Here is a 14,005-nt window from a genome sequence, read left to right as displayed (position 1 = left end):
CAAGTGTCAAAAAAATGTAGGAAAGAGGAAATATGAAAGAAGTTTTTAAAATAATTGACCATTATAAGTATGACCAGTCAAACTTTTTGTTTTCACTGATTAATTCTAAATTGGATGACTTGAAATGAAAGTATTAAAAAACTACGCCTATAATCTTTCTTATCAATTGTTAGTGATTATACTCCCAATCATTACGACTCCCTATGTAACACGGGTCTTTTCTTCGGATGATTTAGGGACGTATGGATACTTTAATTCCATTGTCACCTACTTTATTCTCTTAGCGACGCTAGGAGTTGCTAACTATGGTACTAAGGTCATTTCAGGACATCGTAATGAGATTAATAAAAACTTTTGGGGTATTTATTCTCTACAATTAGGAGCAACAGTTCTTTCTCTATCCTTATATGCTCTTTTTTGTCTGACACTTCCCTTTATGCAAAATCCGGTAGCCTACATTCTAGGCTTGAGTTTAGTTTCAAAAGGTTTAGACATTTCCTGGCTCTTTCAAGGGTTAGAAGATTTTCGAAAGATTACTGTTCGAAATATAACAGTTAAACTCGTTGGAGTCATTTCAATCTTCCTCTTTGTCAAATCTGCAAATGACCTATATCTCTATGTTTTTTTGCTAACCATATTTGAACTTTTGGGGCAACTAAGTATGTGGTTACCTGCTCGGGAGTTTATTGGCAGTTCTCATTTTAGCATAGAATATGCTAGGCATCATTTAAAGCCGGTCATATTATTATTCCTTCCTCAAGTAGCTATTTCTTTGTACATTACGCTGGATCGTACCATGCTTGGAGCCTTAGCTTCTACAAAAGATGTAGGAATTTATGACCAGGCTCTAAAGTTGGTAAATATCCTTCTGACCTTGGTAACTTCCTTGGGAAGTGTTATGTTGCCTCGAGTAGCTAACTTATTAGCAACAGGAGATCATAGAGCAGTCAATAAGATGCATGAAATGTCCTTCCTCATTTATAATTTAGTCATTTTTCCGATGATGGCAGGAATTTTAATCGTCAATGATGATTTTGTTAGCTTTTTCCTTGGGCAGGATTTTCAGGATGCACGTTATGCAATTGCCATTATGATCTTCCGTATGTTCTTCATCGGTTGGACCAATATCATGGGAATTCAGATTTTAATTCCCCATAATAAAAATAAAGAATTCATGATTTCAACAACAGCTCCCGCAATTATCAGTGTAGGTTTGAACTTACTATTCCTTCCTAAACTTGGGTATATCGGAGCAGCCATTGTATCTGTTTTGACTGAGGCACTGGTTTGGTGTATTCAATTGTACTTTACCAGAGTATACTTAAAAGAAGTTCATATTTTGGGGTCGATGACTAAAATTGCTCTAGCATCAGCTATCATGTATGGCATTCTGCTAGGTTCAAAAACAGTTATACATTTTTCACCAACCATAAATGTTTTTGTATTTGCAGTGCTTGGTGGAATCATTTATCTTTTTGCAATTCTATCTTTGAAAGTGGTAGATGTAAAAGAATTAAAACAAATAATTAAAAAATAATGGAGTTAACTATGTACGATTATCTTATCGTTGGTGCTGGTTTGTCTGGAGCAATCTTCGCACACGAAGCTACAAAACGCGGTAAAAAAGTTAAAGTGATTGACAAGCGTGATCACATCGGTGGAAATATCTACTGTGAAAATGTTGAGGGTATCAATGTCCACAAGTATGGTGCCCACATTTTTCATACTTCCAATAAAAAAGTATGGGACTATGTTAACCAATTCGCTGAGTTTAATAACTATATCAACTCGCCAGTGGCTAACTACAAGGGGAGTCTTTACAATCTTCCTTTCAATATGAATACCTTCTACGCTATGTGGGGAACTAAGACACCACAAGAAGTCAAGAACAAGATTGCCCAGCAAACAGCTGATATGAAAGATGTTGAGCCCAAGAACTTGGAAGAACAAGCCATCAAGTTGATTGGTCCAGATATCTATGAAAAGTTGATCAAGGGCTATACTGAAAAACAATGGGGACGTTCTGCAACAGACCTTCCTCCATTTATCATCAAGCGCCTCCCAGTGCGTTTGACCTTTGATAACAACTACTTTAACGACCGTTACCAAGGTATTCCAATCGGTGGCTATAACGTCATCATTGAAAACATGCTTGGCGATGTAGAAGTAGAGCTTGGTGTTGATTTCTTTGCCAATCGTGAAGAGCTAGAAGCATCAGCTGAAAAAGTTGTCTTTACAGGGATGATTGACCAGTACTTTGACTACAAACACGGGGAGTTAGAATACCGTAGCCTTCGTTTTGAACATGAGATTCTGGACCAAGAAAACTATCAAGGAAATGCTGTGGTCAACTATACAGAACGTGAGATTCCTTATACTCGTATCATCGAGCACAAGCATTTCGAGTATGGTACTCAACCAAAGACGGTTATCACTCGTGAGTATCCAGCTGATTGGAAACGTGGAGATGAGCCATATTATCCAATCAATGATGAGAGAAACAATGCCATGTTTGCTAAGTATCAAGAAGAAGCAGCCAAAAATGACAAGGTTATCTTCTGTGGGCGCTTGGCAGATTATAAATACTATGATATGCACGTGACTGTTGAACGTGCATTGGATGTGGTAGAAGAAGAACTAGGGAGTATCTAAGAACATCACGGATAAAGGGGAGAAAAGGTGAAATATTATCTGAAGGATTCATTTCTGAGTAATGAATATGAAAAGAATGCAGGAAATAAGGCACGAAATGACGTGGAAGCTATTCTAGTCTCAGAGGGTTATAAAGGGTTGGAACTCAAGGTTGAGAATTGGTATAAGATGAATTTCTTTGAAGCTCAGCAACACAAATATCGTGCGCTCAAGTCTGTCTTTGATCAGTTGGGAGCTGGGGATGAATTGCTGATTCAGTTCCCGATTATCCACCATACATTTTTCATCTCACAACTCATTAAGCAGGCGCAAAATAGAGGAGTCAAATTCTATCTTGTGATCCATGATATTGAAACCTTGCGTCATGTAGGAAATTCAGCAGTGAAACTTCGTCATAAAGTGAGAAATTACTTCCAAGAGAAGGCAGCTCTTACATCAGTGGATGGCATTATCGTTCATAATGATATCATGAAAAATGCCTTGACAATTCAAGGCATACCATCAGATAAAATGGTTAGCTTGGAGATTTTTGACTATCTGATTCCGAACTTTGAGGAAAAAAGTGTTCCCCAAAAAGAAGAAGCGATTATCATAGCCGGAAATCTAATTCCAACAAAATCAGGCTATCTTTATAATTTGCCTGAACAGCCAGCCTATAATCTCTATGGAATGGGGTACGATGAAAGTCGTGCATTGAAAAACACGACCTACTTTGGTTCCTTTATGCCAGATGACCTCCCAAATGCTCTTCAAGGTAGTTTTGGTTTGGTGTGGGATGGTGATAGTTCAGAAACTTGCCAAGGTTCTTTCGGAAATTACCTACGTATTAACAACTCCCACAAGGCTTCTCTTTATTTGGCTTCGGGCTTTCCTCTAGTGGTTTGGAAAGAGTCTGCCCTTGCGCATTTTGTGCTAGATAAGCAGTGTGGTATAGCGGTTGATTCTCTACATGACCTCCAAAAGGCACTAGACGATTTGACAGATAAAGATTACATGGAACTGTCGGCTAATGCCAGACAAGTAGGAGCAGCGATTCGAAGTGGAGAATATCTGAAATCGGCCATTTCTAAATTGAAGTAAGAATTTGAAGCTACTTATTAATCAGTTCGTTAGAAAGATTACATCATTATGAAAGGTATTATTCTTTCAGGTGGTTCGGGAATGCGCCTGTACCACTTACTCGGGCTGCGTCAAAACAGCTGATGCTTATGACCACGTTACAGATCGAGCTGGTCACGACCTTCGCTATGCCATCGATGCCAGAAAACTTCGTGATGAACTAGGATGGAAACCCGAGTTTACCAACTTTGAAGCAGGTCTCAAAGAGACCATCAAGTGGTACACAGACAACCAAGACTGGTGGAAATCTGAAAAAGAAGCGGTAGAGGCTAACTATGCTAAAACGCAACAAGTGATTAAATAATCAGACACTAAAAAGCAAGAGGCCTCAAGGTCTCTTGCTTTTTATGTATGTCGTAATCTTTTATTTTCTTACTTCTTGTTTATAAAACTCTTTAAGGGCATCTTGCCAGGTTGGAATGACGAAACCTGTCGCCTTCGCTTTGACCAAACTCATGGTTGAGTTGAGGGGACGTTTGGCCTTTGCAGGAAACTTGCTGGAGTCTACTGGAATCACTTCAACATCACTGTCTTTAAGAATCTCGACAGCGAAGTCATACCAAGTGGTGTCTTCAGTGCAGTCATTTGATAAGTGATAGTAGCCAAATTCTTTTTGATTTTCAGTCAAGTAGGTCATGAACTCAGCCAAGGTACGTGTCCAGGTTGGGCGACCGTGTTGGTCGTTAACTACAGTGAGAGTTTTATGGGTTTTGGCAAGATTTTGCATGGTAAAGACAAAGTTTTTGCCATAATTTCCAAAGACCCAAGCAGTACGGATGATATAATGTTGTGATGTAAGATTTTCAACGAGTTCTTCACCCATTCGCTTGGTACGCCCGTACTCTGTTTGCGGATCAGGTAGGTCATCGACTTCCCACTCTTGTCCGATGGGTTTCTTCCCATCAAAGACGTAGTCTGTCGAGATATAGACCAGAGTAGCTCCGTATTTCTCAGAGACCTGGGCTACATTTTCAGTTCCAGTTACGTTGATGGCAAAATCCAGTTCTTTCCCCTCGTCTTCTGCAGCATCAACAGCAGTGTAGGCTGCACAATGATAGACCAGAGTTGGCTTGACCTCAGCAAAGACTTTTTCAACCATTTCAGACTTAGTGATATCCATTTCGGCCACATCCACTGCAACATAGTCCACATTTCGCTCATCTAGTAAATAACGTAGTTCGGTACCGAGTTGACCATTTGCACCTGTAATTAATATCATTGTCTTCTCCTTCACTTTTCTTCTATCCTAATCATAGTAAAAAGGTGCTAAAAAATCTGTTATCCGGTCTTATTTTAAGGATTTGTGCCAGAAAAATATCGTGTTAGGAAATATGAATGTGAGGTAAATTTTTTAATAGAAAACCATTTTATCAGAATTTACCAAATTAAGTAAAAAATTCAGAAAATTCCGTTGACATCTCTCTAAAAAGAGTCTATAATGGAGAGAAAGTTTTAAAGGAGAAATAAATGAAAAGTTCAAAAATATTTGCCCTTGCGGGTGTAACCTTATTGGCGGCTGCGACTCTAGCTGCTTGCTCTGGATCAGGATCGAGTGCAAAATCTGAGAAAACCTTCTCATATATCTATGAAACAGACCCTGATAACCTCAACTATTTGACAACTGGTAAGGCGGCTACTGCAAATATTACCAGTAACGTTGTTGATGGTTTGCTAGAAAATGACCGCTATGGTAACTTTGTACCGTCAATGGCCGAGGATTGGTCAGTATCCAAGGATGGATTGACCTATACTTATACCATTCGGAAGGATGCAAAATGGTATACTTCTGAAGGAGAAGAATACGCAACGGTTAAAGCGCAAGACTTTGTAACTGGTCTAAAATATGCTGCTGATAAAAAATCAGATGGTCTTTACCTTGTTCAGGAATCAATCAAAGGATTGGATGCCTATGTGAAAGGAGAAATCAAAGATTTCGCTGAAGTAGGTATTAAGGCTCTTGATGACCACACTGTTCAGTACACCTTGAACAAGCCAGAAAGCTTCTGGAATTCTAAGACAACGATGGGGGTAATGGCTCCAGTTAATGAAGAGTTCTTAAACTCTAAAGGGGATGATTTTGCTAAAGGAACAGATCCAAGTAGTATCCTATACAATGGACCATTCTTGCTTAAATCTATCGTAGCCAAATCTTCTGTTGAGTTTGAAAAAAATCCAAACTATTGGGATAAGGACAATGTTCATCTCGATAAAGTGAAATTGTCCTACTGGGATGGTCAAGACACCAACAAACCAACTGAAGCCTTCAAAGATGGCAGCTTTACAATGGCGCGTCTCTTCCCAACAAGCGCTAGCTACCCAGAGACTGAAAAAGAATATAAAGACAATATTGTTTATACACAACAAGACTCATCAACTTTCTTAGTTGGTATCAATATCAATCGTCAGTCTTATCAATACTCATCTAAAACAACTGATGAACAAAAAACTTCTACCAAGAAAGCTCTTCTAAACAAAGACTTCCGTCAAGCCCTTGCCTTTGGTTTTGATAGAACAGCCTATGCTTCTCAAGTCAATGGTGCAAGTGGTGCTACTAAGCTGCTTCGTAACTTGTTTGTACCGCCAGCATTCGTGCAGGCAGATGGAAAGAACTTTGGCGAAATGGTCAAAGAGAAATTGGTGACTTATGGTGACGAGTGGACCAATGTGAACTTGGCCGATGCTCAAGATGGACTCTACAACCCAGATAAGGCCAAAGCAGAGTTTGCCAAAGCTAAGGCAGCTCTTCAAGCTGAAGGTGTGCAATTCCCAATTCACTTGGATATGCCTGTAGACCAAACCAATACAACAAAAGTTCAACGTGTTCAATCCTTCAAACAATCGCTTGAAGCTACTCTAGGGGCAGAGAACGTCGTTGTCGATATCCAACAACTTCAAAAAGATGATGTCTTGAATATCACTTACTTTGCTGAAACTGCAGCTGGAGAAGACTGGGATATCTCAGATAACGTGGGATGGTCTCCAGACTTTGCAGACCCATCTACTTACCTTGATATCATCAAGCCATCTGTAGGGGAAAATACAAAGACTTACCTAGGATTTGACTCTGGAACAAACAACGCTGCAGCGAAGCAAGTTGGTTTGGAAGACTACGAAAAAATGGTTGTTGAAGCTGGTGAAGAAGTGAATGACGTTTCAAAACGTTATGAAAAATATGCTGCTGCCCAAGCTTGGTTGACCGACAGCGCCTTGCTCATCCCAACAACTTCTCAAACTGGTCGTCCAATGTTGTCTAAGATGGTACCATTTACACTTCCGTTTGCATACTCTGGTAACAAGGGTATGAGCGAAGCCCTCTTGTATAAATACCTAGATGTACAAGATAAAGCAGTAACAGCAGAAGAATACCAAAAAGCTCAAGAAAAATGGTTGAAAGAAAAAGAAGAGTCAAATAAAAAGGCTCAAGAAGATCTCGCAAACCATGTGAAATAATTTTTTAAAAATAAAGGATTTAGCCATTGAGATGATGGTTAGGTCCTTTTTTATCTTTGCTATAATAATCTGTAAGATGAGAAACAGAATTTTTCAGAATAGAGAAAAAATTCTTCATTTTTAGTTTTTCCCTATTGCTTTCTTTCTCATTATTTGTTATATTAAAAGTACAATTATTTTTTTATTACGCTTAAGCATTGCACTTTCGGAGGAAGGAGTATTTTTTAAAAAAGAAATGTAAACGCTTACTGGAAAATGAAAGGATTTAGGAGTTCATGGATAAACGATTTTTTGAAAAACGCTGTAAGTTCAGTATTCGTAAGTTTACGCTTGGAGTAGCTTCAGTGATGATTGGAGCGACTTTCTTCGCAGCTAGCCCAGTATTAGCTGATCAAGCAAGAGTTGGTTCAACAGATAATTTGCCGAGTGAACTAGCTGATTTGGATAAGAAGGCTAGTGATGAGGGGCGAGATTTTGATCAGGAAGCTGCTGCTCAGAATCCTGGTTCTGATGAAATAACTGACGGACCTAAGACTGAAGAGGAATTGTTAGCTCAAGAAAAGGAAAAGTCAGAAAAACCAAGCAATCTTCCAAAAGAACTAGAAGATAAGTTGGAGAAAGCTGAAGACAATGGACGCGAAGTTGACAAGGATCAATTGGCGCAAGATACTGGAAAACTTGTTCCAGAAGATGTAGCTAAAACGACTAACGGGGAATTAAACTACGGAGCAACTGTTAAAATCAAGACGCCATCTGGCGAAGGTAGCGGTATTGTTATTGGGAAAGACCTTGTTTTGACTGTTTCCCATAACTTTATCAAGGACAGCCAAGATGGAAATATCCGTAAGGTTGTGGACAATGACCAAGGGGATGGAGATATTTATGGCATTTCCTACCCAGGTATGCCGGATGTTAAGTTTGGCAAGAAAGACGTCATCCACTGGGATCGTGAGGGCTATCTAAAAGGCTTCAAGAACGATTTGGCGCTTGTGAGATTACGTACGGTTCTTGAAAACACTCCAGTAGAAGTGACTAAAAAGCCAGTTGTTAAGAAAATCGGAGATAAACTCCATGTCTTTGGTTATCCAGAAGGAAAATTGAATCCGATTGTCAATACTACAGTTGATTTTGCAGAACCATATGGAGAAGGCGTTCAAGGAATTGGGTACCAAGGAGGGAAACCGGGTGCTAGCGGCGGTGGTATCTTTGATACAGAAGGAAAACTAGTCGGTGTTCACCAAAATGGTGTAGTTGGAAAACGGAGTGGAGGCATTCTTTTCTCACCAGCTCAACTAAAATGGATCCAAGACCACATGCAAGGGATTTCAAGTGTGAAACCAGCAGACTTGGAAGAGAAAGAAAAACCGGCTGAAGAAAAACCAAAAGAGGACAAACCTGCAGCTGCGAAACCTGAAACACCTAAGACAGTAACTCCTGAATGGCAAACAGTAGCGAATAAAGAGCAACAAGGAACCGTCACTATTCGCGAAGAAAAAGGTGTTCGTTACAATCAATTGTCATCAACTGCACAGAACGACAATGGCGATAAACCAGCCTTGTTTGAAAAACAAGGATTGACAGTTGACGCTAATGGAAATGCGACTGTTGCTCTAACCTTCAAAGAAGATTCGGAAAAAGGCAAATCACGCTTTGGTGTCTTCTTGAAATTTAAAGATACCAATAACAATGTTTTTGTAGGATACGACTCAGGTGGTTGGTTCTGGGAATACAAAACTCCAGGAAATAGCACTTGGTATAAAGGCAACCGTGTAGCAGCACCAGAAACAGGTTCTGTAAACCGTCTATCAATCACTCTTAAGTCAGATGGCCAGCTGAATGCCAGCAATAACGATGTCAATCTCTTTGATACAGTGACCTTGCCAGGGGCGGTCAATGATAATCTTAAAAATGAGAAGAAGATCCTTCTCAAAGCAGGAACTTATGGCAATGACCGCACAGTTGTCAGCGTTAAAACAGACAATCAAGAAGGCGTAAAAGCGGATGATACTCCTGCCCAGAAAGAAACAGGTCCGGTTGTTGACGATAGCAAGGTGACTTATGATACGATCCAGTCTAAGGTCCTCAAGGCAGTGATTGACCAAGCCTTTCCTCGTGTGAAAGAATACACTTTGAATGGCCATACTTTACCAGGGCAAGTTCAACAATTCAATAGAGTCTTTATCAACAAACACGAAGTGACACCCGAAGTTACTTACAAAAAAATCAATGAGACAACAGCAGAGTACGTGATGAAACTTCGTGATGATGCTAACTTCATCAATGCAGAAATGACGGTCCGTATGCAAGTTGTAGATAACCAGTTGCACTTTGATGTGACTAAGATTGTCAACCACAATCAAGTTACTCCAGGTCAAAAGATTGATGATGAACGAAAACTGCTTTCTACGATTAGTTTCCTTGGCAATGCTTTAGTCTCTGTTTCGAGTGATCAAGCTGGTGCTAAGTTTGATGGGGCAACCATGTCAAACAATACCCATGTCAGCGGGGATGATCATATCGATGTAACCAATCCAATGAAGGACTTGGCTAAGGGTTACATGTATGGATTTGTTTCTACAGATAAGCTTGCTGCAGGTGTTTGGAGCAACTCTCAAAACAGCTATGGTGGTGGTTCGAATGACTGGACTCGTTTGACAGCCTATAAAGAAACAGTCGGAAATGCCAACTATGTAGGAATTCATAGCTCTGAATGGCAATGGGAAAAAGCTTATAAGGGCATTGTCTTCCCAGAATACACCAAGGAACTTCCAAGTGCTAAGGTTGTTATCACTGAAGATGCCAACGCAGACAAGAAAGTAGATTGGCAAGATGGTGCCATTGCTTATCGTAGCATTATGAACAACCCTCAAGGTTGGGAAAAAGTCAAGGATATCACAGCTTATCGTATCGCGATGAACTTTGGTTCTCAAGCACAAAACCCATTCCTCATGACTCTAGATGGTATCAAGAAAATCAATCTCCATACAGATGGTCTTGGACAGGGTGTTCTCCTTAAAGGATATGGTAGTGAGGGACATGACTCTGGTCACTTGAACTACGCAGACATCGGGCAACGTATTGGTGGAGCTAAAGACTTTAAGACCTTGATTGAGAAAGCTAAGAAGTATGGTGCCTATCTTGGTATCCACGTGAACGCTTCTGAAACTTATCCTGAATCTAAATACTTCAATGAAAATATTCTTCGTAAGAATCCAGATGGAAGCTATAGCTATGGCTGGAACTGGCTAGACCAAGGGATCAACATTGATGCAGCTTATGACTTGGCACATGGTCGTTTGGCACGTTGGGAAGATTTGAAAAATAAACTTGGTGAAGGCCTCGACTTTATCTATGTGGACGTTTGGGGCAATGGCCAATCTGGTGATAACGGTGCCTGGGCTACTCACGTTCTTGCTAAAGAAATCAACAAACAAGGCTGGCGCTTTGCGATTGAGTGGGGCCATGGTGGTGAGTACGACTCTACCTTCCATCATTGGGCAGCTGACTTGACCTATGGTGGCTACACTAACAAAGGTATCAACAGTGCCATCACACGCTTTATCCGTAACCACCAAAAAGATGCTTGGGTTGGAGACTACAGAAGTTACGGTGGTGCTGCAGACTACCCACTTCTAGGTGGTTACAGCATGAAAGACTTTGAAGGATGGCAAGGAAGAAGCGACTACAATGGCTACGTGACCAACCTCTTTGCCCATGATGTCATGACTAAGTACTTCCAACACTTCACTGTAAGTAAATGGGAAAATGGTACACCAGTTACTATGACCGACAACGGTAGCACCTATAAATGGACACCAGAAATGAAGGTTGAGCTAGTCGATGCAGCAGGTAACAAGGTTGTTGTGACTCGTAAGTCAAATGATGTCAATAGCCCGCAATACCGCGAACGTACAGTAACGCTCAACGGACGTGTCATCCAAGATGGTTCAGCTTACTTGACTCCTTGGAACTGGGATGCAAATGGTAAGAAACTTCCTACTGATAAGGAAAAAATGTACTACTTCAATACGCAAGCCGGTGCAACAACTTGGACCCTTCCGAGTGATTGGGCAAATAGCAAGGTTTACCTTTACAAGCTAACGGACCAAGGTAAGACAGAAGAGAAAGAACTAACTGTAACAGATGGTAAGATTACCCTAGACCTTCTCGCAAATCAACCATACGTTCTTTACCGTTCAAAACAAACCAATCCTGAAATGTCATGGAGCGAAGGCATGCATATCTATGACCAAGGATTTAACAGCGGAACCTTGAAACACTGGACTATTTCTGGCGATGCTTCTAAGGCAGAAATCGTTAAGTCTCAAGGGGCAAACGATATGCTTCGTATTCAAGGAAACAAAGAAAAAGTTAGTCTCACTCAGAAATTAACTGGCTTGAAACCAAATACTAAGTATGCCGTTTATGTCGGTGTCGATAACCGTAGTAATGCCAAGGCAAGTATCACTGTGAATACCGGTGAAAAAGAAGTGACTACTTATACCAATAAGTCTCTCGCTCTCAACTATGTTAAGGCCTACGCCCACAATACACGTCGTGACAATGCTACAGTTGACAATACAAGTTACTTCCAAAACATGTATGCCTTCTTTACAACTGGATCGGACGTCTCAAATGTCACTCTGACCTTGAGTCGTGAAGCTGGTGATGAAGCAACTTACTTTGATGAAATTCGTACCTTTGAAAATAATTCAAGCATGTATGGAGACAAGCACGATACAGGTCAAGGAACCTTCAAACAAGACTTTGAAAATGTTGCTCAGGGTATCTTCCCATTCGTAGTGGGCGGTGTCGAAGGTGTTGAAGACAACCGCACTCACTTGTCTGAAAAGCATGATCCATATACACAACGTGGTTGGAACGGTAAGAAAGTTGATGATGTTATCAATGGAAATTGGTCACTCAAGACCAATGGACTAGTTAGCCGTCGTAACTTGGTTTACCAAACCATCCCACAAAACTTCCGCTTTGAAGCTGGTAAGACCTACCGTGTAACCTTTGAATACGAAGCAGGATCAGACAATACCTATGCTTTTGTAGTCGGTAAGGGAGAATTCCAGTCAGGTCGTCGTGGTACTCAAGCTAGCAACATGGAAATGCATGAATTGCCAAATACTTGGACGGATTCTAAGAAAGCCAAGAAGGCAACCTTCCTCGTGACAGGTGCAGAAACAGGCGATACTTGGGTAGGTATCTACTCAACTGGAAACGCAAGCAATACTCGTGGTGATTCTGGTGGAAATGCCAACTTCCGTGGTTACAACGACTTCATGATGGATAATCTTCAAATCGAAGAAATTACCCTAACAGGTAAGATGTTGACAGAAAATGCTCTCAAGAACTACTTGCCAACTGTAGCCATGACCAACTACACCAAAGAGTCTATGGATGCTTTGAAAGAGGCGGTCTTTAACCTCAGTCAGGCCGATGATGATATCAGTGTTGAAGAAGCGCGTGCAGAGATTGCCAAGATTGAAGCCTTGAAGAATGCTTTGGTTCAGAAGAAGACAGCCTTGGTAGCAGAAGACTTTGAAAGTTTGGATGCGCCTGCCCAACCAGGTGAAGGTCTAGAGAATGCCTTTGATGGCAATGTATCTAGCCTATGGCATACATCTTGGAGTGGTGGAGATGTAGGCAAGCCTGCAACCATGGTCTTGAAAGAACCTACTGAAATCACAGGACTTCGTTATGTTCCACGTGCTTCCGATTCAAATGGAAACTTGCGAGATGTGAAACTGGTTGTCACAGATGAGTCTGGCAAGGAACATACCTTTACCGTAACAGATTGGCCAAATAACAATAAGCCAAAAGACATTGACTTTGGTAAGACAATCAAGGCTAAGAAAATTGTCCTTACTGGTACCAAGACATACGGAGATGGTGGAGATAAATACCAATCTGCAGCGGAACTCATCTTTACTCGTCCACAAGTAGCAGAGACACCTCTTGACTTGTCAGGCTATGAAGCGGCTTTAGCTAAGGCGCAGAAATTGACAGACAAAGAAAATCAAGAGGAAGTGGCTGGAGTTCAGGCCAGCATGAAATATGCGACGGATAATCATCTCTTGACGGAAAGAATGGTCGAGTTCTTCGCAGACTATCTCAACCAATTACAAGATAAAGTTGCTAAACCAGACGCTCCTACAAGCAGCAAGGGTGAAGAGCAACCTCCAGTTCTTGAAGTTCCTGAATATACAGGCCCTTACGGAACAGCTGGAGAAGAAGCGGCTGTTCATGACCTACCTGAGTTTAAGGGAGGTGTCAATGCGGCAGAAGCAGCTGTTCATGACCTAGCTGAGTTCAAGGGTGGAGTCAATGCTGTTCAAGCCTTGGTAAACGAATTACCAGAATACAAAGGTGGAGCCAATGCAGTTCTAGCAGCTGCAAATGAAGTTCCAGAGTATAGAGGTGGAGTCAATGCAGTTGAGGCCTTGGTAAATGAAAAGCCAGCCTACACAGGTGTATTGGCTACTGCTGGAGATCAAGCAGCTCCAATAGTTGAAAAACCTGAGTACCCGCTCACTCCAAGTCCAGTAGCCGAGACCAAAACTCCGGGAGCGAAAGATGAAGAAAAACTACCTGCCACAGGGGAGCATAGCTCAGAAGTAGCCCTCTTCTTAGCAAGTGTGAGTATCGCTTTATCTGCTGCTGTTCTTACGACAAAACGAAAAGAAGACTAAACAGATTTGATTTTAGAAGTCCAAAAGATCTAGAATCAAATAGGATCAAACAGCCGGAGAGGACCTCTTGGTTCTCTCCTTTT

At 41.0% G+C, this 14,005-nt stretch carries 6 protein-coding genes and 1 pseudogene; 6 read left to right on the top strand and 1 reads right to left on the bottom strand.

Features of this window, described 5'->3' with window-relative positions:
• Positions 1-124: 124 nt before the first annotated feature.
• The 4 genes and pseudogenes from MK409_RS05545 to MK409_RS05530 all read left to right on the top strand — a co-directional run.
• Complete coding sequence (locus tag MK409_RS05545; RefSeq protein ID WP_268705597.1) at positions 125-1,537, top strand: flippase; 1,413 nt, start codon at positions 125-127, stop codon at positions 1,535-1,537.
• Positions 1,538-1,548: 11 nt separating this feature from the next.
• Complete coding sequence (gene glf, locus MK409_RS05540) at positions 1,549-2,652, top strand: UDP-galactopyranose mutase (RefSeq protein ID WP_268705596.1); 1,104 nt, start codon at positions 1,549-1,551, stop codon at positions 2,650-2,652.
• Between the two features lie 27 nt (positions 2,653-2,679).
• Complete coding sequence (locus MK409_RS05535; RefSeq protein WP_061408062.1) at positions 2,680-3,732, top strand: hypothetical protein; 1,053 nt, start codon at positions 2,680-2,682, stop codon at positions 3,730-3,732.
• A 112-nt stretch (positions 3,733-3,844) separates the two neighbouring features.
• Positions 3,845-4,075, top strand: a pseudogene (locus MK409_RS05530) (dTDP-glucose 4,6-dehydratase); the annotation flags it as partial.
• Positions 4,076-4,135: 60 nt separating this feature from the next.
• Here the strand turns inward: MK409_RS05530 and rfbD are convergent.
• A complete protein-coding gene (gene rfbD / locus MK409_RS05525; RefSeq protein ID WP_268705595.1) occupies positions 4,136-4,990 on the bottom strand; it encodes a dTDP-4-dehydrorhamnose reductase in 855 nt (284 codons plus the stop codon).
• Between the two features lie 248 nt (positions 4,991-5,238).
• On the opposite strand from rfbD, the gene MK409_RS05520 reads away from it, so the two are divergent.
• Both MK409_RS05520 and MK409_RS05515 read left to right on the top strand, forming a co-directional pair.
• Entirely contained in the window at positions 5,239-7,221 is a 1,983-nt protein-coding gene (locus MK409_RS05520) for a peptide ABC transporter substrate-binding protein (RefSeq protein ID WP_268705594.1), read from the top strand.
• A 275-nt stretch (positions 7,222-7,496) separates the two neighbouring features.
• Positions 7,497-13,922: a SpGH101 family endo-alpha-N-acetylgalactosaminidase gene (locus MK409_RS05515; RefSeq protein ID WP_268705593.1), complete on the top strand. Its 6,426-nt coding sequence runs from the start codon at positions 7,497-7,499 to the stop codon at positions 13,920-13,922.
• Positions 13,923-14,005: the final 83 nt, after the last annotated feature.

It is taken from the genome of Streptococcus oralis (assembly GCF_026782375.1).
GTDB lineage: Bacteria > Bacillota > Bacilli > Lactobacillales > Streptococcaceae > Streptococcus > Streptococcus oralis_CL.
The sequence above is the reverse complement of the archived record's forward strand: the minus strand, read 5'-3'. Positions and strand labels throughout refer to the sequence as shown.

Bases quoted from the DNA above. Each gene is read 5' to 3' on its own strand.
- MK409_RS05545 (WP_268705597.1), top strand. From the start codon at position 125: ATGAAAGTATTAAAAAACTACGCCTATAATCTTTCTTATCAATTGTTA.
- glf (WP_268705596.1), top strand. From the start codon at position 1,549: ATGTACGATTATCTTATCGTTGGTGCTGGTTTGTCTGGAGCAATCTTC.
- rfbD (WP_268705595.1), bottom strand. From the start codon at position 4,990: ATGATATTAATTACAGGTGCAAATGGTCAACTCGGTACCGAACTACGT.
- MK409_RS05520 (WP_268705594.1), top strand. From the start codon at position 5,239: ATGAAAAGTTCAAAAATATTTGCCCTTGCGGGTGTAACCTTATTGGCG.
- MK409_RS05515 (WP_268705593.1), top strand. From the start codon at position 7,497: ATGGATAAACGATTTTTTGAAAAACGCTGTAAGTTCAGTATTCGTAAG.